This is a genomic window from Trichocoleus sp. FACHB-591 (assembly GCF_014695845.1).
Classification (GTDB): domain Bacteria; phylum Cyanobacteriota; class Cyanobacteriia; order FACHB-46; family FACHB-46; genus Trichocoleus.
The window spans coordinates 42066-67554 of the sequence record NZ_JACJPA010000109.1 but is presented as its reverse complement, the minus strand read 5'-3'; the positions used below and the strand labels follow the sequence as shown (position 1 = coordinate 67554).

The 25489-nt window shown below is 50.0% G+C and carries 23 protein-coding genes, 1 tRNA gene and 1 pseudogene; 11 read left to right on the top strand and 14 right to left on the bottom strand.

From position 1 onward, the window contains the following. The first annotated feature begins 104 nt into the window (after positions 1 to 104). The 5 genes from H6F90_RS23180 (at position 105) to H6F90_RS23160 (ending at position 6595) form a co-directional block, all read left to right on the top strand. Entirely contained in the window at positions 105 to 914 is an 810-nt protein-coding gene (locus H6F90_RS23180; protein ID WP_190554494.1) for a hypothetical protein, read from the top strand. A gap of 251 nt (positions 915 to 1165) precedes the next feature. Then, complete coding sequence (locus H6F90_RS23175) at positions 1166 to 1627, top strand: Fur family transcriptional regulator (protein ID WP_190431861.1); 462 nt, start codon at positions 1166 to 1168, stop codon at positions 1625 to 1627. 66 nt (positions 1628 to 1693) lie between these two features. Further along, entirely contained in the window at positions 1694 to 1864 is a 171-nt protein-coding gene (locus H6F90_RS23170) for a hypothetical protein (RefSeq protein WP_190554493.1), read from the top strand. A gap of 519 nt (positions 1865 to 2383) precedes the next feature. Continuing rightward, complete coding sequence (locus H6F90_RS23165) at positions 2384 to 4573, top strand: hypothetical protein (protein ID WP_190554492.1); 2190 nt, start codon at positions 2384 to 2386, stop codon at positions 4571 to 4573. 156 nt (positions 4574 to 4729) lie between these two features. Further along, positions 4730 to 6595, top strand: coding sequence for a DUF3685 domain-containing protein (locus H6F90_RS23160; RefSeq protein ID WP_190554491.1), 1866 nt, complete (start codon positions 4730 to 4732; stop codon positions 6593 to 6595). A 10-nt stretch (positions 6596 to 6605) separates the two neighbouring features. Here H6F90_RS23160 and H6F90_RS23155 read toward each other — a convergent pair whose 3' ends face one another. The 6 genes and pseudogenes from H6F90_RS23155 to H6F90_RS30225 form a co-directional block, all read right to left on the bottom strand. Beyond that, positions 6606 to 7064, bottom strand: coding sequence for a YbhB/YbcL family Raf kinase inhibitor-like protein (locus tag H6F90_RS23155; protein ID WP_190554490.1), 459 nt, complete (start codon positions 7062 to 7064; stop codon positions 6606 to 6608). 112 nt (positions 7065 to 7176) lie between these two features. Continuing rightward, positions 7177 to 10809 (bottom strand): methionine synthase, encoded by a 3633-nt coding sequence (gene metH, locus H6F90_RS23150; protein WP_190554489.1) that lies wholly within the window; start codon positions 10807 to 10809, stop codon positions 7177 to 7179. A 118-nt stretch (positions 10810 to 10927) separates the two neighbouring features. Beyond that, positions 10928 to 11149: a hypothetical protein gene (locus tag H6F90_RS23145; protein ID WP_190554488.1), complete on the bottom strand. Its 222-nt coding sequence runs from the start codon at positions 11147 to 11149 to the stop codon at positions 10928 to 10930. Continuing rightward, positions 11133 to 11291 (bottom strand): annotated as a pseudogene (locus tag H6F90_RS23140) (BrnT family toxin); the annotation flags it as partial. The pseudogene H6F90_RS23140 and the gene H6F90_RS23145, both read right to left, overlap by 17 nt. A gap of 85 nt (positions 11292 to 11376) precedes the next feature. Next, positions 11377 to 11928: a Uma2 family endonuclease gene (locus H6F90_RS23135; protein ID WP_190554487.1), complete on the bottom strand. Its 552-nt coding sequence runs from the start codon at positions 11926 to 11928 to the stop codon at positions 11377 to 11379. A gap of 105 nt (positions 11929 to 12033) precedes the next feature. Then, positions 12034 to 12207, bottom strand: coding sequence for a hypothetical protein (locus tag H6F90_RS30225; RefSeq protein WP_199296117.1), 174 nt, complete (start codon positions 12205 to 12207; stop codon positions 12034 to 12036). A gap of 402 nt (positions 12208 to 12609) precedes the next feature. On the opposite strand from H6F90_RS30225, the gene H6F90_RS23125 reads away from it, so the two are divergent. After that, positions 12610 to 12807 (top strand): hypothetical protein, encoded by a 198-nt coding sequence (locus tag H6F90_RS23125; protein WP_190554486.1) that lies wholly within the window; start codon positions 12610 to 12612, stop codon positions 12805 to 12807. Between the two features lie 134 nt (positions 12808 to 12941). Here H6F90_RS23125 and H6F90_RS23120 read toward each other — a convergent pair whose 3' ends face one another. Then, positions 12942 to 14579: a calcium-binding protein gene (locus H6F90_RS23120; protein ID WP_190554485.1), complete on the bottom strand. Its 1638-nt coding sequence runs from the start codon at positions 14577 to 14579 to the stop codon at positions 12942 to 12944. 754 nt (positions 14580 to 15333) lie between these two features. Here H6F90_RS23120 and H6F90_RS23115 point away from each other — a divergent pair. From H6F90_RS23115 to H6F90_RS23100, 4 genes are all read left to right on the top strand, one after another. Further along, positions 15334 to 17325: a diguanylate cyclase domain-containing protein gene (locus H6F90_RS23115; RefSeq protein ID WP_190554484.1), complete on the top strand. Its 1992-nt coding sequence runs from the start codon at positions 15334 to 15336 to the stop codon at positions 17323 to 17325. A 72-nt stretch (positions 17326 to 17397) separates the two neighbouring features. Beyond that, the gene (locus tag H6F90_RS23110; RefSeq protein ID WP_190431890.1) at positions 17398 to 18348 is read left to right on the top strand and encodes a YihY/virulence factor BrkB family protein; all 951 of its coding nucleotides are present in this window, start codon (positions 17398 to 17400) and stop codon (positions 18346 to 18348) included. Positions 18349 to 18797: 449 nt separating this feature from the next. Beyond that, entirely contained in the window at positions 18798 to 19364 is a 567-nt protein-coding gene (locus H6F90_RS23105) for an SRPBCC family protein (protein ID WP_190554483.1), read from the top strand. Positions 19365 to 19425: 61 nt separating this feature from the next. Further along, positions 19426 to 20229, top strand: a complete 804-nt coding sequence (locus H6F90_RS23100; RefSeq protein WP_190554482.1) for a hypothetical protein — start codon at positions 19426 to 19428, stop codon at positions 20227 to 20229. A 58-nt stretch (positions 20230 to 20287) separates the two neighbouring features. Here H6F90_RS23100 and H6F90_RS23095 read toward each other — a convergent pair whose 3' ends face one another. Together H6F90_RS23095 and H6F90_RS23090 are read right to left on the bottom strand one after the other, a co-directional pair. Beyond that, complete coding sequence (locus H6F90_RS23095) at positions 20288 to 20608, bottom strand: hypothetical protein (RefSeq protein ID WP_199296116.1); 321 nt, start codon at positions 20606 to 20608, stop codon at positions 20288 to 20290. A gap of 105 nt (positions 20609 to 20713) precedes the next feature. Beyond that, positions 20714 to 21886: a class I SAM-dependent methyltransferase gene (locus tag H6F90_RS23090; RefSeq protein WP_190554480.1), complete on the bottom strand. Its 1173-nt coding sequence runs from the start codon at positions 21884 to 21886 to the stop codon at positions 20714 to 20716. 33 nt (positions 21887 to 21919) lie between these two features. Between H6F90_RS23090 and H6F90_RS23085 the strand changes: the two genes are divergently transcribed. After that, on the top strand, positions 21920 to 22120 hold the full coding sequence (locus H6F90_RS23085; RefSeq protein ID WP_190554479.1) for a hypothetical protein: 201 nt from the start codon (positions 21920 to 21922) through the stop codon (positions 22118 to 22120). A gap of 41 nt (positions 22121 to 22161) precedes the next feature. Here H6F90_RS23085 and H6F90_RS23080 read toward each other — a convergent pair. The 5 genes from H6F90_RS23080 to H6F90_RS23060 all read right to left on the bottom strand — a co-directional run bounded on the left by H6F90_RS23080 (position 22162) and on the right by H6F90_RS23060 (position 25487). Then, positions 22162 to 22234, bottom strand: a tRNA-Phe gene (locus tag H6F90_RS23080). A gap of 90 nt (positions 22235 to 22324) precedes the next feature. Then, complete coding sequence (locus H6F90_RS23075) at positions 22325 to 22840, bottom strand: PPC domain-containing protein (protein WP_199296115.1); 516 nt, start codon at positions 22838 to 22840, stop codon at positions 22325 to 22327. 5 nt (positions 22841 to 22845) lie between these two features. Further along, positions 22846 to 23604, bottom strand: a complete 759-nt coding sequence (locus tag H6F90_RS23070) for an ABC transporter ATP-binding protein (RefSeq protein WP_242024597.1) — start codon at positions 23602 to 23604, stop codon at positions 22846 to 22848. Next, positions 23601 to 24410, bottom strand: coding sequence for an ABC transporter ATP-binding protein (locus H6F90_RS23065; RefSeq protein WP_190554526.1), 810 nt, complete (start codon positions 24408 to 24410; stop codon positions 23601 to 23603). The genes H6F90_RS23070 and H6F90_RS23065 overlap by 4 nt, the downstream gene beginning before the upstream one ends. A gap of 114 nt (positions 24411 to 24524) precedes the next feature. After that, a complete protein-coding gene (locus H6F90_RS23060; RefSeq protein WP_190554478.1) occupies positions 24525 to 25487 on the bottom strand; it encodes a branched-chain amino acid ABC transporter permease in 963 nt (320 codons plus the stop codon). Positions 25488 to 25489 lie beyond the last annotated feature (2 nt).

The following is a 25489-nucleotide window of genomic DNA, read 5'->3' as shown; positions in this document are numbered from 1 at the left end:
TAGATCTGAGTTTTTGATTTAATTTGAAGTTTGAACTCCTCAATCGTGGATTGATCAAACTTCATGCTTCAATTTTGCGTATGGCGGGTAGATAGGTAGGGAACGTGGCACAGGCTTCATCTCGGCGGCGGCAACTCATCAACGAAGTGCAGGCATCTCTGCCAGAGTTTCCAGTTGCAGCATTGAAGCAACTGTTCTGGCTAAGTTCTGGAGATCAAGGGTCTAGAACTTGGTTCTGGGGTATGGCAGTCATGGTAGTGCTGCTAATTTGGCACTGGAAGCTACTGTTTGCTCTGGGGATCGGTACTCTGATTCTGTTGCTGACTCATTCATTGCAGGCAGGAACCTGGCAGATCCCTTGGGCAGACTTGCGCCGCCACCTAAAAGGAACTAAGCAGCGCTTTGGCTTAGCAGTAGCCAGCGGAGCCATCGCGGCCCTTAGTACCTATATTTCCCTAGTAATTTGGAGTGAGGCTGAGAACTTTTGGAGTGCTACAGGAGCTATCCTTCAGGGTTTTGGCACATTAGCTGTCCTGGTCCTATTCATTGGGCATCTTTTGGAGCATCAGGATGAACAGCCGACCGCCCGTTTTGATCAACTCGTGCGCGATTTAACTCATGCGGATGCCTTGAAGCGCCTGATTGCCGTCCATCAGCTCACTCAAGCCGTGACTGTTCCAACTGCCGATCGCAATCAGCGGCGCTCAGTGGTGGATTATCTTCGGTTGCTGCTGAGCCAAGAGTCAGAACCCGTAGTTCGTAACGCTGTGCTTCAAAGTTTACAATCTTTAGAAAAGGCGCATCGAATCACCCAAGCTCAACTGCCTGCCGCTTCTGCGCCAGTGGTGAAGTATGCAGCAACGCGAGTGCGGCGGCCTGTGGCTACAGTACCCCTGACTAAAGTAAAGTTGTAGTGAGTTTGTGTTAGCCGAGATTTGACTTATAATAGAGAAGGAAAATAGTAAGCCAATCTCAGTACTGGCTATTCACCCATCCCTTGGCTCACAGATTTGACGATTGCGATCGCCAATTTTGATTTGGGGTGTTAGATTCGAATAGAATTACTCCGCCTCTTGACAGCGATTGTACATTGAGTATTTGAGGTCGTGAGTAAGCTCAACGAGGGATAGCTGAGTGAGCATCAGATAGGTTAAGGGCATTAAGTATGCAAAATGAAGTGACAGTCTCGAAACCCATCCGCTCCCTAGACGATGCCTTAAACCGTTGCCAGGTTTTGGGGATGCGTCTGAGTCGTCAGCGTCGCTTCATTTTGGAGTTGCTGTGGCAAGCTCATGAGCACTTGTCAGCCAGAGAAATTTATGACCGCCTGAATCGTCAGGGTAAGGCGATCGGACATACCTCGGTGTACCAAAATCTGGAAGCTCTTTCCGCGCAAGGCATTATTGAATGTATTGAGCGATCGGACGGTCGTCTGTACGGCAATATCAGTGATTCTCACAGCCATGTGAATTGCCTTGATACGAACCAAATTTTAGATATTCATATCGAATTGCCGGAAGACATTATTCGGCAGATTGAAGCGCAAGTCGGAGTCAAAATCACCGATTATCGGATTGACTTTTTTGGCTACCGAGGCGCTGAAGTGGCAGCAACGCAAGCGTCGTAAGCCTAGCAATCTTTTAGAAGTGCTGCAATTCAGCCCTTCGTCCAATCGAAGTCATTTTATTGCTGGATGAGTCACTACACTTTGGTAGGTTTGGCTTCATTGCCGAGTAGCTATGCGATCGCTATGTTTTATTTAGGGATCACTCAAGCGTTTAGTTCCGAAAGTTTCAACAGAGTAGTTGGCGATCGCTCAGCCGCAACTGTGACCCTACCACGGCAGGAAGCTGGATCGTCCTAGCTAAGCTTGTCTTAGCCACTGTTGAGTAATCAGTGCGCCTCTCACAACCTACTCGGATGGCTATAGATAAATTAATGATTCGATTTTGGTCACTGTGAGTTTGCAGTGCTTAAAGTTAGAGTTGATAAAGCCTGTTGGATGACCCTCCTACAGCTCGCTCACCTTCAGGGTAGGAAAGCGCTAAAGTTCGTGTATCGTAATATTTCTATGGCTTGTTAGAGTTTTGACTGCAATGATCCGGATACCTGCTATACAACTAGGGTATTGGATTAGGCCAGTCTTGACCGTCATTCTTCGCTCCTCACCAGCACTCTATCCTCGCCCCAGGCACCAATTGCACTTCTAGCAATCGTTAATGCTCACTTTGCAAACGTTAACTCTCCAATTTCGGTCGGGCTAACTAAGCTGTACCTGTGAGTAGGGCTGCAAGTCTTTCTGACAGACACAACTCCCTTAAATTTTGGGAGAGGTCGATGGGTGCCATATGGGTTTCTCTAGGTAATCGCAACAGCCGCAATTATGGCGAGAAGACAATTCTACCGATTTCGTATTCATGCTGGGAATCAGTTTCGACCTTGGCACCTGGGGCGACAATCTAACCCACAGCCAAAAACTGAGTTGGCAGAAATTTTGGCTGAGCCGACTGAGGAGCCAGGGAATGGCACAGTCTCAAACAATGCTGAACGGGAAGCGATCGCTCAGTCGGCTGCTTTTGCCGATAGACCCAATGGCACCCGAAAGGTAACCAAGGATGAGGCCGTTCAGCCAGCCGCTAATCTAGCCGATCCCCAAGGGCCAGAGGCCATGCCTACAGATTCACCAGTTCTGGAACCACGCCGTAAGCGTGGCTGGAGCTGGTCATTAGTTTGGCTGAGCGTGGTGCTGGTCTGTGGTGGTACCGGGGCAATGGCGTTGGTTTGGCTGACCATGCTGCCACCGCCACCCAATTGCCAGCAAATTTCACCTCTAGCCGCTGATGCGGAGCGGCTGTACTGTGCCCAACAAGCGGCTCAGTCCGGCGAACTCAAGCAACTGATTGCCAGCGTGGAGTTGGTGAAGCATTGGTCTACTGAGCACCCCCTGTATAGCAGCGCTCAAAGTTCTTTAGCTGAGTGGTCGCGGGGGCTGTTGGCGATCGCCAATCAAAAGATTGGGCAGAATCAGCTGGAAGCTGCTGTAGAGATCGCCCAAAAAATTCCGCCCAGCAGTCCTCTCTATCAGGACGCACAAGCAGAGATCTCCGCTTGGCAGCAAGATTGGAACCAGGGCGAAAAGATTTATGACCAAGCCCAAGCCGCGATCAAAGCTCAGAAATGGCAAGAAGCTTGGAAGCAATCTCAAGCGTTGGCAGGGTTAACCAACGAGCATTGGCGGCAACGGGTGACAGCCCTCCGGCAGCAAATTGCGGTGGAGCGGTTGGCGTGGCAGCAATTGCAACGGGCTGAGAACTTGGCCCAAGCAAATACGCCAGAAGATTTATCAGCGGCGATCGCTTTATTGCCGAAGATCACGCCTAAAACTCATGCTAAAACCATTGCAGAGACGAAAAAAGTCACCTGGAGCAAGGATTTACTGAAATTAGCGGCGGCTCAACTGAAACAACAACAGTGGGAGTCTGCGATCGCGATCGCTGAGAAAGTGCCCGCTGGAGTTTCGGTCCTCGCTGAAGCTCAAGACCTAATTCGCTTAAGTCGGGCTTACCAAGCAGCGGCGCTCGGCAAAGTTCCAGGCAAACCTTTACATGAGCAGCTTTGGAGCTTAGTCACAGCGCTAGAAGTCTTACGCCAAATCGAGCCAGGGCGACCTTTATATAAAACGGCGCAAGCCCAGAGAGAGCGTTGGGAAATGCAGCGCCAAGACTTAATCAATTTGCAATTTGCCCATACCTTAGCCAACTTAGGACAAGTTCCGGCTTTACGCTTAGCGATTGACCAAGCGAAGCTGGTTGTGCCAGGTCGTCCTCAGCGACTGCAAGCGCAAACCTGGATTGCTCACTGGCAAAAAGAAATTCAGCGGGTGGAAGATCGACCTTATTTAGCGCAGGCTCAACAGTTAGCCAAGGTAGGGACAGTGAGCAGCTTACGGCAGGCGATCGCGGCGGCTAGTCAAATTTCTCAGGGGCGGGCTCTCCGGATTGATGCCCAAACCGCGATCGCGACTTGGAAGCGCCAGATTCAGGTGGTTGAAGACCAACCAATCTTAGACCAAGCTCGGACTTTGGCGAATCAAGGTAACTTAGGCAAAGCGATTGAAGTGGCAGGACAAATTCGCTCAGGTCGGGCTTTGTATCAGGAGGCTCAGGACGCGATTTATGATTGGGCGGCACAAATTCAAATTGCAGAAGATCGCCCTATTCTAAACGAGGCTTACAGTCTGGCAAGCCAAGGAAACTTGAGTCAAGCCATTAATGTGGCAGCCCAAATTAGTTATGGCCGAGCGCTCTATGGAGAAGCTCAAGGCGCGATCGCGAATTGGTCTGCCGAGCGGGATGCAATTTTAGCGGCCCGTGAAGCCGAAGCTCGACAAGCTGCCCAAGACCAGCAAGCTGCCCAAGACCAGCAAGCTGCCCCCGCAGAAACGCCTGCAGAAACGCCCGCAGAAGCTCCAGCGACCGATGACCCTGAGCCTGATTCTGATCCCTCAGGGGCAGCAGAACCAACTTATTCAGGAGAGCCAGAACCGCCAACGGACTCAGCGCCCAGTGAATAAAGCTAGGTAATTAAGCGAATTCAGAAGGCTTAAGTATGCTAGCGTCAATCTTGGATTCGACCTGAGCTGCAACTTGAAGCAGTTAGCAACCTGAATCATTGCTAGGCTCAGGGAAACTTGATTGCCAGTTATGGAACATTGGGCACTCGAAGTGCAATGACAGAACCGCTAGTAAAGCTGCTATTAATTGATGATGACTTGGTATTCCGGCTAGGATTGCGAACTTGGCTGGAGCAGTTTCCTGACTTACAAGTCATTGGGGAAGCCGAGACAGAAGCCACTGTGCTACAGATTTTGGCAGCTTCTCCCGCAACGCTGATCATTCTGAATTTAGATTTGGGCAGGGCAGTTTCAACCTGGACAAGCCGGGATCAGGAAGCGGGGCTACAACTGTGTCAGTTACTGAAGCGGCAATATCCCCAAATTCCGATTTTGCTCTTGAGTGCATCCCCACTTCCAGAGGCGATCGCGGCTGCCCGTCAAGCAGGAGCGGAGGGATATTGCGCCAAAGGCACCAGAGTTACAGAGCTATTAACTGCCATTCGGCAGGTGGCTACAGGGCAAAGTTATTGGCCTGCAAACGCTCCTACGACGATCGCTCCATCGACTCAGCTAGGTGCAGCTTTGCCAGTCAGCGATCGCCCCCTTGCCGTCTCCCAGCGCCATCCATTGCTTGCCTTGTGGCAAAAGCAACGACTCTCGGGCTTACAGCAAATTGATGCTGCTTTGGCAGCGATTACGGCTCAACTACGACAACCAGGGTTGCCAGTTCTCGATCGCGCTGTGTTGGCGGGACGGTGGCGAGAACTGCGGGCAGCTCGCTGGGTGGTGAATCAGCTATTAGCTCCGCCTGAGCCTGATCCAGAAACACTGCGCGATCGCTCGTCCACCCTTTCAGACATCAGCCGATGGGAAGAAAGCGGCTGGGAAGAGAGTGCATGGGAAGAGAGCGATCGCCGCATCCCAGTTTCAGAGCCTAGCTTGCGCATATCTTCAGGCTCAGAACTGGTGGCTAGCGCCCCTATAACTTCGCCAGAGCTAGCAGCGCGGCCTCTACAATCTCGCCTATTTGACCGGACAGTGAGTAAGTTGCAATCTCCCCTGCAGAATCTCAGCAACACCCCTCTAGAAATCGATATTCTGCGCGAAGAAAAAAAGCGAGAACTGCTCTACATTATTTTGCGTAAGTTAGAAGAAACGCTGGATGAGTTGCGATTTGCGCAAGTCCAACCTGCTCAGTTGTTGGAAAAACAACCTGCTGTGATTCGGGATTTGTGGGTCGCAACTACCACAGATTTTTTTGGTAAATACTATACGTTGCAGTTGGGAGCGATGAACTTAGAAGTCGTGAAAGTTTTGCTGCAAGATACCCCAACTGTAGAGAGCGAAATTCTTAATAAAACTCCCCTGAGCTGGGATCTGTTTGCTTACCTCTTATTTCAAATCCCCCTCGTTGTCGACAATGTACCTTATGCTGCTCATACTCCAGAGGCGATCGAGCGAGCAGAATGTTTATTGCAAAACCTACTGCTGCAACTAGCCAACGCTGTCATCCAACCCTTGCTTAATCACTTTGCTGATGTGGAAGTGATTAAGCAAACCTTTTACGATCGCCGTCTGATTTCCACTCGTGAAATTGAGCGATTTAGAAATAGTTTGTCTTGGAAATATCGGCTTGAACGTTATGTGGGTGAGCCCAAAGCGATTTTTGAAAGTCAATATGAATTATTGGTTTTAGATAGTCGAGGCATTGCCAAAACCTCAATTTATTCTCCTCGCAACCAAGAACTGAGAGAATTAGCGGGTCTGCAACTCGCCGTTACTTTGGTATTAGAAACTAGGGATGCGATCGCACCTCGGTTTCGCTCAGCGATCGCGTTTTTGGGCAGTGGTTTCGTTTATGTCTTAACTGAAGTGCTGGGGCGAGGCATTGGCTTAATCGGGCGCGGCATTTTGCAGGGGATTGGCAGTGCTTGGCAAGACACCAAGATTGGTAAAAATGGTGAACGTCCTAAACAGTAACTTCAGGATTTCAGCGGCGTCTGGCGTAGCGACCCACCAATTCTGCTGCCCCTAAGATATGTCCGTTCATTGCTGCTTCCAATTGCGCTTTGGTCGCACCTGATTGCAAAGATAAGGTGCGATCGAGTGCGTAGAGCTTGAAGATATAGTGGTGCGTGCCATTGGGAGGACAAGGGCCACCGTACCCTAGACTGCCAAAGTCATTTTTACCGTGGGTGCCGCCTTTCAGGAGCGTGGCTTGGGGAGCGATGCCTTCAGGTAGGTGGAGCGTTTCCGGCGGCAAGTCGTAAACCACCCAATGTACAAAAATGCCGACCGGGTCATCCGGGTCATCTACAATCAGCGCCAAGCTTTCCGTTTCGGCTGGGGGTGCGTCCCAACTTAAAGGTGGCGAAATATTGGCCCCATCGCAGGTGTACTGAGATGGAATTAAACTGTCAGCTTCAAACGCAGAGCTTTCAAGTTTCATGGTTTTCACCCAGTGCCTTTTTCCTGGATGATAAGTCGCGATCGCTAAAGCGGCTGGTAGAAGATAAAAAGCTTAGCGATCGCGTTTGCTGGTGTCCACCTAGACGCTAAGTTTAAGCGCTAAAGTATTTTGCCTCTGGGTGATAGGCAATCATCGCCGTAGTGGATTGCTCTGGGTAGAGTTGTTCGCTTTCGTCCATGTGTAAGTGGATGCGATCGCTGCCTAACAAGTCCAGCAATTTGTATTGGTCTTGCATGTTGGGGCAGGCGGGATAGCCGAAGCTGTACCGGGAGCCACGATAACGCTGCGCCAAGATATCCCGGATGTTTTCGGGGTCTTCGTTGCCAAAGCCCAGTTCACGACGAATCCGGGCATGAAGCCACTCGGCCAGAGCTTCCGCCATCTGCACCGCTAATCCGTGGAAGTAGAGGTAGTCGGTGTAGTTGTGGGCCTCAAACAGCTTTTTGGCATATTCCGTAGCAATCTCGCCCATTGTTACCGCTTGCATCGGGAACACATCGACCTGGCCTGACTCCTTGGGAGCAAAAAAGTCAGCAATACAGAAGCGACGGAGCGATCGCTGACGCGGGAATTTGAAGGTCGCGGTTGGTTCTGGCAAGGGCGAACTATTGGTTCCTACAGAGGGATCATATAGATGCAGAGAGTTTCCTTCCGCCTGACAAGGGAAATATCCGTAGATGGCTTGGGGATGGAGTAATTTCTCCTTAACGATCTTCTGTTTCCACTGCTCTAGAACCGGATAGACCTTCTCCTGCAAGAAAGCATCATACTCTTCGCGAGATTGTTCTCTGGGCTTACGAAACTGCCATTGTCCAGCGATCAATGCTTGCAGATCGAGATATCCAAATAGCTCCTCCACAGGGATATCCTCGGACTGCAAAACTTGGGTGCCCCAGAAAGGAGGGGTGGGTCGAGGGATATCACTAGCGATCGCTTCAGAACGCTGAGTATCTTCTTCGGAAGGATGTTCGCTCTTAGCGTTCCCGAAGGGTGGGATGAGGGATGAGGGATGAAGAGATTCGTCAGGGTCTGTAGCTTCTAAGCCCTGAGTTGCTGCCACCTCTTCCCCTTCATCCTTCATCTTTCCGCCTTCATCCCTCAAAAATCCCATGCGATCGTCCCATTCACCTGCAATTTTGGCAGGCATGAGCTTATCCATAAAGTGGAGATCGGAGAAGGCATCTTTGCCGTAGATTACCTGGCCTTTGTAGGCGCGGCGGCAATCTTCATTCACGAACTTAGGCGTGAGTGCTGCGCCACCAAGAATCACTGGAACCGTAATTCCTCGCTCGTTAAATATCTCCAAGTTCTCTTTCATGAACGCAGTAGACTTCACTAGTAGACCGCTCATAGCGATGCAGTCGGCTTGATGTTTTTCGTAAGCCTCAATGATGTTGTCTACAGGCTGCTTAATGCCGATGTTGACAACTTTGTAGCCGTTGTTGGTGAGGATAATATCTACTAGGTTTTTGCCGATGTCATGCACATCTCCTTTTACCGTCGCGATCACCACTGTGCCCTTGGCCTGCCCGGATTCCTCCTTTTCCATGAAGGGTTCTAAATGGGCAACGGCGGCTTTCATGGTTTCGGCAGATTGCAACACGAAAGGAAGTTGCATTTGCCCTGAGCCAAATAGTTCACCCACGACCTTCATGCCATCAAGCAAGAAGGTGTTGACGATCTCTAAAGGAGGATACTTCTCCAGAGCTTTGGTGAGTTGTTCTTCCAAGCCGATTCGCTCACCGTCGATGATGTGGCGCTTCAGGCGTTCTTCAACGGGGAGCTTATCATCTTCCGAGCGATCGCGCTTGGTAGTCTTACCTTCAAATAGCGTGGTGAGTTCGCCTAGCGGATCATAAACACAGACGTCTCCTTCAAATTGCCGCTCATCATAAATCAGCTTGCGGCACACTTCTTGGTGTTCTGGCTCGATCTTCGCCAATGGCAGAATCTTGTTGGGGCTAACAATCGCGGCATCCATCCCTGCTTCCATCGCCTCATGCAAGAACATGGAGTTCAGCACAACGCGAGCGGCAGGATTGAGGCCAAAGGAGACATTGGAGACACCCAAGATCATGTGGCAACCAGGCAACTCAGTCCGAATCCGGCGAATTGCTTCAATCGTGGCTTTACCGTTGGCGCGGTCTTCCTCAATCCCAGTTGAGATCGGCAAGGCGAGGGGGTCAAAGAAGATTTCGTGAGCGGGGATGCCATATTCCACAGCGGCTCGGTAGGCGCGTTGGGCGATCGCGAATTTCCTCTCAGCTGTCCGGGCCATCCCCTCTTCATCGATGGTGCCGACAACCACACCAGCCCCATATTCTTTCGCCAGTTCCAGCACTTTGAAAAATCGATCTTCACCGTCTTCGTAGTTGGTGGAGTTCAGCAAGCACTTCCCGCCCGCAACTTTCAGCCCCGCTTCCATCTTTTCCCACTCGGTGGAGTCGAGCATCAGCGGCAGCGTCACGTTGGTTACGAGGCGCGACACCAGTTCCCGCATATCTCGCACGCCATCACGCCCTACATAATCGACGTTGACATCAAGAATATGGGCACCTTCTCGCACCTGAGCTTTGGCTAGCGATACCAAGCCATCCCAATCTTCCGCATTGAGCAAGTCACGGCACTTCTTGGAGCCACTGGCGTTAAGGCGTTCCCCCACAATCAAGAAAGAATTGTCTTGCTCATAGGGTTGAGCGCTGTAAATCGAGGACGCTGAAGGCACGTAATGGATCGGTGCCCGACCAGTGGACTCAGTAGAAGGCCGCACCTCGCGAGTTTTAGGCGTGAGAGTTTGAGCGACCTCGGCCAACTGCTGAATGTGATCGGGCCGAGTCCCGCAGCAACCGCCAATCACCTGCACTCCCCAATCTTCGATAAACCGCATCAAGGCCATCCGCAGTTCCATCGGGGTCAGCTTATAGTGAGCATGCCCGCCGATGTTTTCGGGTAGACCTGCGTTAGGAATACAAGACACCACAAACGGCGAGTATTCACACAAATACTTGATATGCTCGGCCATGCGATCGGGTCCAGTGGCGCAGTTGAGGCCCAGAATATCGATCGGGTATGGCTCCAGGATCGACAGCACTGCACTAATATCAGAACCAACCAGCATTGTGCCCTGGACTTCCATCGTCACCGACACCATCAACGCGCGGCGACCGCCCTTCTTCTGAAAGACTGATTCCACCGCATTCAGCGCTGCCTTAATTTGCAGCACGTCTTGGCAGGTTTCGATAATGAACAAATCCACTCCACCATCAAACAACCCTTCAGCTTGCTCGGCAAAAGCAGCTTTGAGGGTGTCATAGTCGATGTTGCCCAGCGTCGGCAGTTTGGTCCCTGGCCCCATTGAACCCGCCACAAATCGGGGTTTTTCGGGGGTGGAAAACTCAGCCGCTACACTTTTTGCCAGCTCAGCCGCAGCTTTGTTGAGGTAATAAGCCTTGTCAGCCAAGTCGTACTCAGCCAAAACGAACGAGCTAGCGCCAAACGTATCGGTCTCAATCACATCGGCTCCCGCAATCAGGAAGTCGCGATGCACCTTGGCGACAGCTTCAGGCTTGGTATGGATTAGATATTCGTTACACCCTTCGTACTCCGGGCCACCAAAGTCTTCAGCAGTCAGGTTCTGGGTTTGCAGCGAGGTACCCATTGCCCCATCAAACACAAGAACAGGGCGAGCGGGACTGTGAAGACGCGCGAGGAAGGGGCTAGTCATAGCGATACTGAGCGAGGTTCTTAAATAATCATGATCCAGTAAGCTCTAGATTACCAATCCTGCTCGGTATCTGGGGAGTTTTTATAAATTGAAGGTGCGCGATCGCTAATCTGAATAACTAAGCTTTTTGACGCTCAGCAATTTGGATGAGTAACCGCAACGCTTCATTGACCGCTTTAGCCGTTGGGAATGCTTGAGCTACATCAGGATCTAGCAATACCAAATTAGTTCCTGCCTGATAGCGCTCTGCATATTTGCCTCGTACACCTCCCTGAAGCTGAGAAAAATCGTATTCAGAGCGCCATTCATCTTCTAGTTCGTGATCAGTTTCCTTCTTCATAAAATCTCTGCTCTTGGCGTGTCGCGATTCGGGCGCTAATAATACGGGTGCGATCGCCTCGATCGGTATGAGCTACAACCAGCAATCGGCCCAATTGAGATAACCCGATAGTAACGTATCGGCTCTCTCCAGTTAGTGCATCCCCAAAACTTAGGTAAGGCGATCGCTAATCTGAAAAAGTATTGGAGCGATCGCGCTTGACCAAAACTTAGGAGGAGCGATCGCTGCTAGATACTAACGATAGAGCTAACCAATAGAGTTACATCTGGAAAGGCGACAGGGGCGATTGTTCCTTGGGTGAGAGTTGATTTTGATGTGTACTCCCCATCTTGAGGATCGCGGAATACAACCAGTTGTCTCTTTTTAAGGTTGGCTACCCAATACTCTGGGATTACAGCTTCAGCATAGACCTTGCTTTTGAACTCCAGATCTTTTTCTAAAGTGGAGTCTGAGTATTCAATCAACCAAAAAACGTTTTCTGGGTAAGGGTGATGCTGTAAGTACTCTCGCCCTAACCGTTGCACAACTGCAATATCTGGTTCTGGCTCGGAGTTGTTGGGTAATGTAATAGGTTTAGCTGCACGAATAAGAGCGCGATCGCCCAGTAACCGACTGAGATAGTCTCCTGCTTCACTGCTGAAATAAGCATGAGCTTCTCCCTCCGGTGCCATCTCAACAATTTCTCCCTTCAGCAATTCCACCCGGCGATGATCCAAAATACCTGCTGCGATTATGCGATGGTATTCATCTATCGTCCACTTAGCAACAGTGACGCTCATAGGCGATCGCTTGATTCTCAACTTATCTCACATCGTAGCTCAGCCAGAAACGTGTATCCGAAATAGTATGATCGCGCTTGACCAAAGTTTGAAGGGGCGATCGCTTTATGTTTTGTCTTCTTTTGCCCATTCATAAGGCTGGAGTTTAAACTCCAACACTTTTTTGAAGTCATGAATGATCGATCGCATACTCTCAATACTGGTGATGGGGGTCTGTTGTCCTTTTTTCCAGTCTGTGCGATCGACGGTGCCAATGACGAGGTAATCATTACCAATCAAATTTGGTTTGCCCTATTGCATACACATTGCTGCTAATAGTTCCTCCAATTCATCTTGATGAAGAATTAGTAGCTCGCAGGAAGGGCAATAACGACAGGTCTTATTGAGTATGAGAGGTTGTATTGGTTCTAAGAACACGAAGAGAGGAAACTTCGTAGTTTGGTTTTAGCCTCGCATTTGGGGCAGGAAGTAAACCGTGCATCTTTGTAAGGATTCAAGAAAAATTTGTGGCGAGGTGTTTGCTTGTCGAAATGTTTCATTTTCCTCCCCTGTTCAGCATTTTAACGTTAGACTAGCCGATCGCGATCGCCTGATGCCGTTTTTGATGTTTTTTAACTGAACTTACTGGTTACTCCGGTTTAAGCTGACGTTATAGGGAGTTATGTCACGAGAGAGTGCCTTATGTCTGACACAAAAACTCTACCTCGCCTCAGCGAAGCGCAGGTTCATCAACTTGCGACCAAGCAGAGTTTTGAACGGGGCGATCGCTATTACCGCGATGGTGCAATGATCAATCCAACACTTCAAGGATTGGAATTGCGGGCAGATTGTCAAGATTCAGGGCTCTATTACTGTAGTTCTCTGGGTGCACGTAGATGACATAGCCAAAGCTATTGCCAAAGGCACCTAATACCAATGTTATGGGACTAGATAGTTCAGAGCGATCGCCCTTGTACTCCAATTGCAAAGGCGATCGCTTTTTGTAGTTTTATGGCCTGAACATCATTATCTAGTTAGGCAGACATCACCCAACTCTGGAGATTAGAACTGAATTGAGTGAGGTCTACGTTTTTCACAATGGCAACAGTTTGGGCAGAACTAGTCTGGAACAGAATATCTGCGCCTTGAGGAATTGCTACCCTAATGCTGCTACCAGAAGTCACAATCGAGTCGGTGCCAATCTGGAAATCTGTAATGACGTGAGGAGTGCCAGGGACGACGGACTCGTTAATCCAGAACTGGTCTCGGCCTGCTCCACCCGTCATGGTGCTGCCTCTACTGCCACCAAATAACAAGTCATCACCATCACCACCCAGCAGTTGGTCTGCGCCACCGAGTGCGCCTACTCTGCCCTCTGACTTGCCATACTGCATGTAGTGAGCAAAACCACTGGTGAAAACTCCCTGAGTCACTGCTGTTGCGACATCTGAGTTGCTTCCTAGATAGTAGCTTTCACTATAGAAAGTGCTGGGGTTGCGGCCTTCTCGATGGCCATGTTGAGTAAAGTGATCAAAGCCAGTTTGAAAGGCACCCGCAGCGACTGCCGCCGCAACATCTGAGTTGGTAGATAGGTAGTATCTCTCGCTGAACAGCAAGTCATCACTACGACCCTCAAACTGTCCATGAGCCAAAAAATGCTCTAAGCCGCTGCTGATGACACCCTGAGCTACAGCCACAGCTACATCTGGATTCTCACCTAGATAAACTGTTTCATCAAAAAAGGGACTAGCGACTCGACCTTCATACAGACCGTGGTTCACAAAATGAACGAGACCACTGCTGAAGACACCTTGATCTACAGCCGTTGCCACATCCGGGTTCTGCTCCAAGTAGAGAGCTTCATCATAGAACTCGCTGGGGTTACGTCCCTCATAGAGACCGTGTTGAGTAAAATGGTGAAAACCGTTGCGAAATACGCCTTGACCCACTGCTGCTGCGACATCTGGATTCTGCTCCAGATAGAAGGATTCATCAAACAGCTGAGTGAGGATGCCTCCATCAGGTGCTCCAGTGAAACGAGCTTGCTGAGCGAGGGTGAGAATACCTTCAGAGGTAGACTCAGCGATGAGGGTATCATTCCCTGCTCCTCCAGAGAGGATGTTGCTGCCGCGATTGCCGATAATGATGTTATCTAGAGCATTACCTGTGCCATTCGTGTTTTGATGGCCTGTGAGAGTCAAGTTTTCTAAGTTAGGACCTAAAGTCCAAGAAACACTCGATCGCACAGTATCTATACTGCCTACTGCTCCACCATTAAATTCTTCGGCTATGTCTCCAAGGCTGTCAATAATGTAGATGTTGTCACCTTGCCCTCCGGCCATGTAGTCATCCCCGGTGCCTCCATTTAAGACAAAGCTAACACCATCATCTAAAAAGAAGTCGATAGCTTCAAGATAATCATTTCCTGTGCCACCAGATAGAAAGCCACCTCCGTCATAAGCATATATGACGTCGTTCCCTTCACCTCCATCAAGGGTGTTGAAGCCCTCAGCAACAGCTAGATAATCATTGCCTGCACCACCCAAAAGGAGATTGTCACCAAAGGCATCCAGCTGATCATCTCCACCTCTGCCATCTAGAATGTCGAAAAGATCTTCACTTGCGTAATTATTCAAGCTGTTATTTTGATCGTCACCAGCAATGTAAGCCATGTTAGATGTCCTTGAAATTCGTAAAATTTGTGAGTGTTGAATCTTGTCGGCAAGGCAACTCCAACTGCCTGCGATCGCGGTAAGGAGCCTCGGATTTAGATCTGGTATTTTTGGGGTGTAGATACCAGATGCCATCTGAATGCAGAATGTAGAAAATTTGGAAAACGATTGAGAGACGATCGCTTCTGTAAGAGAATCTAAGAGACTAGAAAAACATGGATTACATTACTACCGCAGCTGCTATCTGGAGCGTTGTCTACCGTTAACCGAATAGCCGTCGTCGCTGTTACCAAAAATGATGTCATGCTTGATTCCTCCTAGATGCAGCGGGTGTCTATGTATCACCCTGTGGAATTAATGGTAAATTTTATAACCTTATTTCAGCTTCCTCCAGTAGATTCACCCAGAAGCAGGATTTGGTAGATTTACGGAGAATTTTTCTCCCAGCTCCCTCAAACCCAGTCATTGTCCTATATTGAGCTGCCCTTTAAGTGGCTGAAACCCAACTTTACTGGGTAGGGCGATCGCATCCAGACGAGCAACACTAGACTCTAACCGACATTAGACAAGCGGCAAATTGGAGGCTGGAGGCGTTAAGTTCAGCGGATTTTTCATCTTCCATCGTCATTAATTCACGCTCTTTGGATGATCACAGTACGATCAAGCTGAGGGGTATTAAAGGCTTGGGTTTTGAAACTTGGTGGATAAAAGCTAAGCTACCTCTCTGGATCAGCTTGCAACTTCTTTGGGTTCTATGTTTTTCCCTTCTGCACTCTGGCTTAGTTCAGCGATCGCTCATGATCACTTGAGTGTTTCGCCTGACCTACCTATGACTGAAGTTGTCAAGCTGATGAGCCAAGCTCATAAAAGCTATGTGTTGGTCGTAGATGCAGATCAGCTAGTTGGCATTTTTACTGAGCGAGATGTGGTGAGGCTGACAGCAGCCAAAACTTCCTGGTTGGAGGTGGCGATCGCTACGGTGATGACAACTCCCGTTATCACATTGCAGGAATCTGAAGCTACGGATGTTTTGGTTTTGTTATCGCGCTTATGGAGACATCGGATTCGTCATTTGCCGATTTTAGATCAGCGAGAACGCATTATCGGTGTGGTGACTCGCCAAAGTATCCGCGAAGCCCTCAAGCCCGCAGCGCTACTCAAGGCGCGGCAGATTCATGAAGTCATGGTTAGCCCCGTGGTGGCTGCCCCCATCACGACCTCTGTGCTGCAACTTAGCCAACTCATGCACCAGCACCAGATTAGTTGCGTGGTTCTGGTACAGCCTGAGGCGACAAATCCAGCGATCGCAAAGCCAATTGGCATCTTGACGGAGCGGGATGTAGTGCGGCTACAGGCGCAAAATTTAGACTTGGCCCAAACCTCCGTAGTGGCAGTAATAAATCGGCCATTGCATGCCATCCAACCACAAGCTTCTCTCTGGAGCGCCCATGAGCAGATGCAACAGCATCAAATCCGGCGATTAGTGGTAGTAGGAGAAGCGGGGGAGCTGCTAGGTTTGGTAACTCAAAGTAGCATCCTGCAATCGCTTGATCCGTTGGAGTTACATCCAACATTAGATGCGCTGCAACAGGAGGTAGAGGCTCGGACGCAAGCAATGCAGCAGACCAATGAGCAATTGCAGCGAGAAATTGTGGAACGGGTGAAAGTAGAACAAACGCTGCAAAGTCAAATTGCCAAGGAACAATTGATGAGTGCGATCGCCAATCACATGCGGCAGTCGTTGCATTTAGACACCATCTTGAACACAACCGTGGAGGAAGTGAGGCAGTTTCTGCAAGTCGATCGGGTGCTGATTTACCGCTTTGAATCGAATGGCAACAGTACCGTTGCTGTAGAGTCGGTAGCAACCGATCGGATGTCGATCGTGGGGAAGATGATGGAGGCTGCTTACTTTACCAAGCGTTGCCGCCAGTCTTATCAGATGGGGCAGATGCAAGCGATCGCCGACGTGACCCAAGCCAACTTGCCATCGCGTTACCTGCATTTGCTGGCTCTGCTTCAAGCTCGTGCAGCTTTAACTGTGCCCATTCTTCGAGGCGACGAACTTTGGGGGCTACTCAGTGCCTATCAATGTGCCCAACCGCGACAGTGGCAACCCTTAGAAATTGAGCTGCTGCAACAGTTATCGACTCAGGTCGGCATTGCGATTCAACAAGCCCAGCTTTACCAACAACTAGAAGTGGCGAACCAAGAGCTACGGCGGTTAGCAAATTCGGACGGGTTAACTGAGTTAGCCAACCGTCGCTCTTTTGACGAATATTTAGATAAAGAGTGGCGACGCGCCTTGCGACACCGGACGCCCCTAGCGCTGATCATGGGCGATGTTGATTTCTTTAAACGCTATAACGATTGTTATGGGCATCTCAGGGGCGATCGCTGTTTGCAACAAGTGGCGGCGGTGCTGCGTCAAACAGCAAAGCGACCAGCAGACCTAGCGGCTCGCTATGGGGGTGAGGAGTTTGCCATTCTACTACCCAATACAGAAGATCGAGGTGCGACCTTGGTGGCCACAGAAATTCAAACCCGGATTCAGACTTTGCGAATTCCTCATGCTCAGTCCTCAATTGCGGATTATGTCACCTTAAGCTTGGGGATTGCTTGCTTAGTTCCTCGAACTGGCATTGCTCCCACGTTCTTAATTGCGGCGGCTGACAAAGCTTTATATCAAGCAAAAATGGCAGGACGCGATCGCTACTTGATCTATCAGGAGTCAACTCAAGGCTGAAGTTTCTAATTTATTGGCATTTCTGCACCGAATCTGTCAAAGTAATTCTCAAAGTGCTGTTGCCCCAAGCCCATGCTATCAGCTCGTTTTTTCCGCTTTTTTCAGCACCTAAACTGGAAAACGATTAAAGAAGTCATTGACTCTGCTGGTAAGCAGCGGCTACCAGGGCTCTCCGCAGAAATGGCTTACAACGCCATGTTGGGGCTGTTTCCGGCAATTCTGGCTGTTTTGACGGCGATCGGGCTATTTGAATCCCTGCAAGGAACGCTGCAAAGGCTAGCGTCTCAACTCAGTCAAGTCGCCCCTGAGGAAGTGCAGATTCTCATTCAAAACTTTGTCAGAGGCATCAGCCAAACCCGGAACCGTAGTTTGTTCTCCCTCAGTTTCATTGCAGCAATTTGGGCATCTTCCGGCGCGTTGAGTGCGGCAATGACGGCTTTTGACCACATCCAGCAAGTTCCACCAGAGCAAACTCGTCCGTTTTGGAAAGCTAAGTTGGTTTCTGTCGCGCTTACAGTCGGCACAATTTTGCTGTTACTGATGGCATCGTTTCTGATGTTTATTAGTGATTTGATCGTCAAGCATGTAGCCAGCCAAAGTGGTTTTTTAGGATCAGGGTTGCTGTCAACTTGGCGGCTACTGAGTTGGCCCTTGGCTCTGGGAATTGTCTCAGCAGCGTTTGCCTTTATTTATCGTTATGGTCCTAGTCAATGGAAAATTGGTACGCCCATTATGCCGGGAGCAGTACTGGCAGCAGTATTTTGGGCGATTCTTTCAAGTTTGTTTCGATACTATGTCTCCCATTTTGGCGACTTTAACCGAGCTTATGGTGCCATTGGTGCGGTGATTGTCTTGTTGCTCTGGCTTTACCTCAGCTCCTTAGTGCTCCTAATTGGCAATCAGTTGAATGTCACGGTGGGTGCAGCGATGCGACAACAACACCGACAAAACGTGATTCAGGCAATCAAGCTATCTCGCTCGTTGCAGCCCAGCGACAATCCCACTACCGATAGTCAGAAATAAGAGAAACCAGAGGATGGCGCTGGAAAGAAACGATAAAACACCAAACCCCCTCAAAATCCAAATCACCACGGTAATGCCCAAGCAGATGAAAAAAAACTTGGTAGTAGGGTGAGAAAATTTCCGAGAGAAGTTATGCATTGCTCTTTACGTCCTCAACTCAGCAAAACGCTGTCAGCGATCGCCCTCATTGTGGCATGAGAAATAGAGCGAGTTAAAGCAGTAGGGGCGGCTGAGAAATGTTTAATTAAGTAGAAATTGGTTTACAGATTCTTACAAAATTTTGCGGAATCTTTATTTAGAATCAACCCCTTTTCCTGGAGATCTAGGTAAGGTGGTGAATAAATCAAGTAGAACCTCGGTAGCCAAAATTTCCTAATGCCTGAAAGGGCGAGGTTTTAATCCAGGCTGACTAAGGGTTCTATTGGCTTATCAGGAGTTCCTGAGTCTACATGACTGCTGACCTATTTAATGACGATTGTCTGGCATCGATCCCCAACCGCAGTCAGAGCGAACACGAAGCTCTGCTACGAGGCGAGATTTTACTTAGTACAAGAGCCTATTCTGCTTGGGGAGGGGCGGTTACAGCTTCGATGTATTTGCCCCTGTCGCGATCGCTGGCTTGGCAGCAGCTAACCGACTACCCCCGTTGGGTACAGTACTTTCCTGATCTGGTACGTAGCGAGGTGCTGCAACGAGGCGATAGTCTAGGGTTAGGGGGAAAACGGCTCTATCAGGTGGCGAACAAGGCATTTCTCTTTTTTACCGCTCAAGTTGAGGTTTACCTGCGGGTGGTGGAGACTGTGCATCAAAAAATTCAGTTTCGCCAAGAGCAAGGCAGCTTTACTGATTTTGCCGCTGAATTGACTCTGCAAGATTATCGCACAGGAACGCTTCTGGCCTACTCGGTGCAAGCCACCCCTGCGATTCCAGTTCCGACGCTGTTTGTGCAGCAAGCAATCCAGCTAGACTTGCCAACTAACATGCGGCAGATGCGCCAAGTGCTTTGTGTTAAGTAGATTGAAACTTGGCTTGAGCTAGATTGTGATTGATTGTCCACCCTCATTGACTGAGGTTTTTATGACTGCTTGCTTCCAGCTTCAACCGCGCCCTCAAGATGATGCTTTAACTCCAAAATATGCTCCTTTGGCTCGTCGGAGCAAAATTGGTTGGACAAAAGTGGCGATCGCGGCTTTGAGTTCGGTGATATCGGTCGGTTTGATGGATGCTGCGACAGCGGCAACACCTGCTTCTTTGGCTGACTCTCCCGCAGCCCAGAAACTCAATAAGATGTTTTCCCCCAAGATCCAGCAAGTCCTCAACTCTTGCGCTCAGCAGGGTAGCGTTAACTTGAGCGCGGGCGCTGACAAAGATGGCTCGGTCATTTGCGCTAACGGGACTCGGAACTCCCCGGTGCAATTTAATGAATATGTCAGTACAGTGTCCGATTTTCTCTCAGCTAGTTTCTTAGTCGGGGTGCGTGCCGCTCTACAATCTTATCCAGGGGCACAAATGGATATGGTAACCAGTTACCTAGCCACCCCAGATGGCAAAGCTTCCTTGCAATATGCGCTGACCAATGCCATTACCACCAGTGGCCTAGTGCCGCAAAGTTCTCAGAAGTCTGTCAGTTTTCTAGTGAATCGGGTGATGCAGCGATCGCTACCGATTTTACAAAACACAAATAAATTCAGTAACTTGTTGGGCAGTACAGAGCAGTACCGCAAGGTGGCGAGTAACTTCTGCAAACCCCCTGGCATGACGGTAGAGAAAGCTAGAACCTTAGTTCCGCAACTGGATGCGGTGCAAATCTACGCCATCTGTGTGCAGGAATCCGGCTTATCTGATGAAGTCCAAAAGGAGATCCAACGGCCAAACAAGTAGCCATTCAGAGAGATGGCGGGCGTAATTGCCCAGCTTTGATTCAGTCTGTTAGGAGATGTTAGGAGGGCGATCGCGCTGTTGCTGGCTCTACAGGAGTTTCAGGTGCGATCGCCTCTACGTCTGCTTGCACAATGCGTAAGATTCGAGCAATGTAGGCCGCTCGCTGTTGCTCCCGTTCTGCGGCAGCTTGAGGATCTGGCTGGTAAGCGTCAATTTCTGCGTGGGATAGTAAGCCTTTCGCTTGGGCGAGGCGTTCTACTGTGTCAAGGCGATCGCGTAATACAGAAACCTCTTCGGCGAGGACAAGAACCATTGCCAGCAATTTATCGGTTTCTGGATTCTCGAAGTAAAGGGGTCGTTTGCCTTTGGCGATGGCCATCACTGCTCCTAGGCGATTGCGTCTTGGTTGTACTTGAGAGATCTATAGCAATCCAGAGCAATCCGAAATAGGTTGTGAAAAGTGCATTTCTCACAACCCTCAACCTTATAAATCATTCTGGATAGGACTGCTATCTTTATGGGCAGCTAAGAGAAACCAGTTGCCCCGACTGCCAAAGCCTCCATCTTTTAACTGGCTTGTTTTTAATTCCATTGCTGCCACCGTTTGAGTGATGTTTTCAGCAGCAAAGCCAGCTTGTAGAGTGAGTGCTTCTAAGTCTAGCTGGCGCATCGCTCCCCACCAAGGTTCATTGTTATTTTGAGTTTCCCAGTCAAACATAAAGGCGCTGAAGGGGTCCATGTTGCGGTAGAGCGGCGCTTCCGCATGTACCATTAATCCACCTGGCTTGAGCAGGCGATTGCATTCACGCAGGATATTGGCGATCGCGTGGGGCGGAGCTTCGTGTAAAAGGATATGAGAAACGATGAGATCAAAGGAGGCATCAGGAAAATCTGTATGTTCAGCGTTCTGTTGGGAAAAATGCACCTGCTTCCCTAATGCTTCAGCCCGTGCATGAGCGTAGCGCAGCGTAGGAGCAGCGACATCAATGGCATGTACTTCTGCATCTGGATAGGCATCTACATAAGGCAGGGTGCTATGACCGACCGAACATCCTAAGTCTAAAATCTTCTCCGGTTGCCAATCAGGATATTGCAGCTTGAGATAGTTTTGAATGACTGCTTGGCCTATTGCATCATTCAACGGGCCAAGCCGACCCATCGCATAGAGATAGACACCGCGATCGTAGGTGACTCCTGCTGCAATATCCTCGTCGCGATATTCGCTGTGATACCCCCCTGGCATACAGTGGATATCCACCGCTGTATGATAAGCCGGAACTTCTAACGTGGGATTTAGAGTTAACGAACCGATCGCCTGAGTCTGGAGTTGTTGCGATCGCGCCATCAGTTCTGGAAGTTGTCGCTCAACACTGAGGTTGACGGATTCCCACAGCATCTCCTGAGCGGTACGCCGTAATGCTCCCCACATACAGTAGTAGGATTCTTGCTGCATTAATTGGCGAATTTCATGCTGCGTTTCGGGCGATCGCTGGTGTTCTTGCTCAAAGCGGGGCTTGGCGCGTTTTTCGTAAATGGTGCGGTTATTCGGTGAGATCTGTGTCGCAATATGTTGTTTTAGACTATGAACAAATTGCTGGCGGGCCAACTCATCATGGGTGGGTTGCGGTAACATCGCATGTTGTACTTGCTCATCCATGACGGCACCTCCAAGCTCTAAAACTTTTGATTCATGAGCCTACGTGGTGTAGATCCAATCACCTTCGAGGCAGAGACTCACCCACTAATCTATCGGCTGGAGCTGCATCTGCCGCGATCGCGTTGTAAAAATTTGTACACTAGGGAGCAAGATGGTTTGAGTTTCAATGGAGTGCTAGACACGCTTTTGGGCGTGGCCGATTTTAGTGCAGTAATTACTAAAAAAGACCCCTGAAAGTTTAATCTCAGAGGTCTTTTAGTTTCATCCATCTGGTATGCCAGGAACGAGACTTGAACTCGTGACACGAGGATTTTCAGTCCTCTGCTCTACCAACTGAGCTATCCCGGCGAGGGGCGCTTTGTTTTCGGCGCTTTATTAAATTAACAAATCTATCTAACTGTGGCAAGAGGTAAAGTCAAAAATTTTCGGATAACCTCCTCAAGGGATTTGTTGAGCGGGTGAGCGAGTCACCTGGAGTTGGAAAGAGCCGCCTGTAGTTTGCCCAAAATTTTGTACTCGGATTGTATAGCGATCGCTCTGGGGAATCGTAACCGCAAGAGCAGCGTTGGTCGTGCCATCTTCAGCATCATCGTTCTCAGCCAGTGTAGAGCCATCGGGTGAAATCACAGCCAGCATGGGGTCGAAGGTTGTTGAAGTCACGGTGATGGTAATTTGCTCTCCCGCCTTACAGGTGATCACATAATCTCTAGCAAAACCTCCTTGCCCTGTAGGAATATCCCGGTTAGAGAGTTGATCGGAAATCGCGCGATTGAACTGCAAGGCTGACGGTTTATAGAGCTGACTCCGGGCCTCAACGGCAACGGGAGCGAAAGTACTAGCGAGGACTGCCGAGGTTAGGGATAGGACAAATTTAGGCCAGCAAGCAGCAGGACGATTCAATACAAAGAAGTCTAGCGATCGCATGAGACAGAGATGAGAGTAAAGAAAAAGCAACCGAGTTAACCTAAGTAAGCTTGCTTGACGCGATCATCTTGCAGCAGGTCTTGAGCAGGTCCGGTGAGGGTAATTTGGCCTGCCTCCAAGACATAGCCCCGATCGGCAGCTTGCAGGGCGAGGTGAGCGTTTTGCTCTACGAGCAGAATTGTGACACCAGTATTACGCAGATTCTTGATGATATTGAAGATTTCCCGCACGATCGCAGGGGCTAAGCCTAAACTGGGTTCGTCTAACAGTAACAACTTGGGGCGGCTCATCAACGCGCGGGCGATCGCTAGCATTTGTTGCTCCCCACCACTGAGGGTGCCTGCGAGTTGGTAGCGCCGTTCTGCCAAGCGGGGAAACAGTTGAAATTGCTGCTCGATGTCTTGCTTGACGGCAGCGGCATGGGAGCGGACATAAGCGCCTAGCTCCAAGTTGTCGAGAATAGTTTGCTTGGCTAAAACTCGGCGGCCTTCCGGGGAGTGAGCCATGCCTAGGGCCACTACTTCATGCGCTTTGCGACGGGTAATGTCGCGTCCAGCGTAGACAATTTGGCCGTGGCGCGGATTCAAGATGCGAGAGATGGTGCGGAGTGTGGTAGTTTTGCCTGCTCCGTTCGCGCCGATCAGGGTCACCACTTCACCCTGGTTCACCACTAAGTTGATTTCTTGCAGAGCTTGGATGCCTCCGTAGTTGACGCTGAGACCGCGCACCTCTAGCAGGGGTAAATCGGTTGCAGGATGCCTTTGCGGTTCCATTTGCTCTTGGGTTGTACTCATACATCGCCCCCTAAGTAAGCTTCGATCACGGCAGGGTTGGCTTTCACGTCAGCAGGCTGACCGAGGGCAATCAGTTTGCCAAAATTGAGTACTGCAATGCGATCGCACAGCCCCATTACCAGCGGCACATGATGTTCGATCAGCAGGACCGTCAAGTTAAATTGGGGGCGAATATCGCGGATAAACTCACTGAGTTGTTGTTTTTCGTTGGGGTTCATGCCTGCCGCAGGTTCATCTAGGAGCAGGACTTGCGGCTCCAATGCTAAAGCACGGGCAATTTCCAGGCGGCGTTGGTCTCCGTAGGGAAAGTTGCAAGCTTTTTCTGTAGCGCGATCGCTCAACCCTACCAGTTTGAGGAGTTCTAAAGCTTTTGCTTGAGTTTGGCGTTCCTCTTGGGGAGCAGGCGGCAAGCCAAACACACCCGTAAACAGGCCACTTTTGGTATGAATGTGCTGTGCGATCATGACGTTTTCTAGCGCCGACAAGTCAGCAAACAGACGAATATTCTGGAATGTTCGAGCAATGCCCTTGGCCGCAATTCGGTGCGGTCGTTGCCGCGAGATATCGGTACCTTGATGGAGCAACTGGCCGCTAGAGGGGGGAATCAGCCCCGTGATCAAGTTGAATAAGGTGGTTTTGCCTGCGCCATTTGGACCAATCAAGCCAAAAATCTCACCCGGATGGACGGTAAAAGAAACTGTATCCACCGCACACAGCCCTCCAAAACGGCGAGTCAACGCCTTGGCTTCCAAGAGAGGCTGACGCGGTACAGCAGAGCTACTTTCCAGAACAGGCGATTCGGTCATGGGTGCAGAGCCAACATTGAAGAAACTAGCCATAGACGCCACTGTAAATCATTTACGGTTGGCCTGAGAAGAGATATTGGGCGTGGCTGCGATCGCCCTAACGCCTGCCTAAAATTACTTCCGGACTCCAGTCGGCATCATCTTTTTAGTGCGATCGCGCCGTTTGAACAAATCGGGTGTGACTAAACCCTGGGGAAAAAAGATCGTGCCGATGACGATCAGCAAGCCGAAGATAATCAAGCGACCATCCCGCAAGAAACTAGCCAACCAGAGCGGGAGATTCGGTGTATCTGCGATCGCCCGCAGCACTTCCGGTAAAGCGGTGAAGACCATGCCCCCCAAGACAGGCCCAGCCACGGTTCTAGAACCACCAATCAAGACAAACGTGAGATAGATAATGCTGGCATCAAAGGTGCCTTGCCGTGCATTCCAGGTATTAATGAAGTGGGCACTCACCGCGCCGACGACCCCTGCTAGAATGGCTCCTAGCGTAAAGGCTAAGACTTTGTAGTATGTGGGATTAATCCCCATCGCATCGGCTGCGAGTTCATCTTCCCGGATAGCAATTAGAGCCCGACCAATGCGGATATTCTCCAGACGGTAGACAAAGAACATACTTAGGAGCAACAGCGGCACCACAATCCACAGATATCCCAGCGGTGTCTGAAACGGTTGCGGGATGCCAAAGATCCCAACTGCACCTCCGGTAATTTCTAGGTTGAGAGCAAGGACACGCAGAATCTCTACAAAGGCAATGGTAGCGATCGCCAGATAGATGCCGCGCAAACGTAAAGCTGGCACGCCAACCAGCACTCCCAGTGCTCCACACACCGCTCCCGCAATCACCATTTCTAGTAACAACAACGGGATAGAAAAGGTAGCGCCCGTAGAAGGGAACACCTTGGTAGACAAGATTGCCGCAATATATCCCCCTAAAGCGTAGAACCCAGGGCTGGCAAGAGATAGCTGCCCTGCCATTAGCGGCAAATAGAGAGACAGCCCCAACATCGCCCCCAGCAACATAGAGACAATCAGGAAGCCGTAGGTCGCCAGAAAGTCAAAACCATAATCAGCCATGA

Excerpts from the sequence above, each read along its gene's own strand:
- H6F90_RS23175 (WP_190431861.1), top strand. The coding sequence starts at position 1,166 with ATGCAAAATGAAGTGACAGTCTCGAAACCCATCCGCTCCCTAGACGAT.
- H6F90_RS23095 (WP_199296116.1), bottom strand. The coding sequence starts at position 20,608 with ATGGCCATCGCCAAAGGCAAACGACCCCTTTACTTCGAGAATCCAGAA.
- H6F90_RS23105 (WP_190554483.1), top strand. The coding sequence starts at position 18,798 with ATGACTGCTGACCTATTTAATGACGATTGTCTGGCATCGATCCCCAAC.
- H6F90_RS23155 (WP_190554490.1), bottom strand. The coding sequence starts at position 7,064 with ATGAAACTTGAAAGCTCTGCGTTTGAAGCTGACAGTTTAATTCCATCT.
- H6F90_RS23110 (WP_190431890.1), top strand. The coding sequence starts at position 17,398 with ATGCTATCAGCTCGTTTTTTCCGCTTTTTTCAGCACCTAAACTGGAAA.
- H6F90_RS23090 (WP_190554480.1), bottom strand. The coding sequence starts at position 21,886 with ATGGATGAGCAAGTACAACATGCGATGTTACCGCAACCCACCCATGAT.
- H6F90_RS23100 (WP_190554482.1), top strand. The coding sequence starts at position 19,426 with ATGACTGCTTGCTTCCAGCTTCAACCGCGCCCTCAAGATGATGCTTTA.
- metH (WP_190554489.1), bottom strand. The coding sequence starts at position 10,809 with ATGACTAGCCCCTTCCTCGCGCGTCTTCACAGTCCCGCTCGCCCTGTT.
- H6F90_RS23165 (WP_190554492.1), top strand. The coding sequence starts at position 2,384 with ATGGCGAGAAGACAATTCTACCGATTTCGTATTCATGCTGGGAATCAG.
- H6F90_RS23170 (WP_190554493.1), top strand. The coding sequence starts at position 1,694 with ATGAGTCACTACACTTTGGTAGGTTTGGCTTCATTGCCGAGTAGCTAT.
- H6F90_RS23145 (WP_190554488.1), bottom strand. The coding sequence starts at position 11,149 with ATGAAGAAGGAAACTGATCACGAACTAGAAGATGAATGGCGCTCTGAA.
- H6F90_RS23120 (WP_190554485.1), bottom strand. The coding sequence starts at position 14,579 with ATGGCTTACATTGCTGGTGACGATCAAAATAACAGCTTGAATAATTAC.
- H6F90_RS23060 (WP_190554478.1), bottom strand. The coding sequence starts at position 25,487 with ATGGCTGATTATGGTTTTGACTTTCTGGCGACCTACGGCTTCCTGATT.
- H6F90_RS23065 (WP_190554526.1), bottom strand. The coding sequence starts at position 24,410 with ATGACCGAATCGCCTGTTCTGGAAAGTAGCTCTGCTGTACCGCGTCAG.
- H6F90_RS23070 (WP_242024597.1), bottom strand. The coding sequence starts at position 23,604 with ATGAGTACAACCCAAGAGCAAATGGAACCGCAAAGGCATCCTGCAACC.
- H6F90_RS23135 (WP_190554487.1), bottom strand. The coding sequence starts at position 11,928 with ATGAGCGTCACTGTTGCTAAGTGGACGATAGATGAATACCATCGCATA.
- H6F90_RS23115 (WP_190554484.1), top strand. The coding sequence starts at position 15,334 with ATGTTTTTCCCTTCTGCACTCTGGCTTAGTTCAGCGATCGCTCATGAT.
- H6F90_RS23085 (WP_190554479.1), top strand. The coding sequence starts at position 21,920 with ATGAGCCTACGTGGTGTAGATCCAATCACCTTCGAGGCAGAGACTCAC.
- H6F90_RS23125 (WP_190554486.1), top strand. The coding sequence starts at position 12,610 with ATGTCTGACACAAAAACTCTACCTCGCCTCAGCGAAGCGCAGGTTCAT.
- H6F90_RS23160 (WP_190554491.1), top strand. The coding sequence starts at position 4,730 with ATGACAGAACCGCTAGTAAAGCTGCTATTAATTGATGATGACTTGGTA.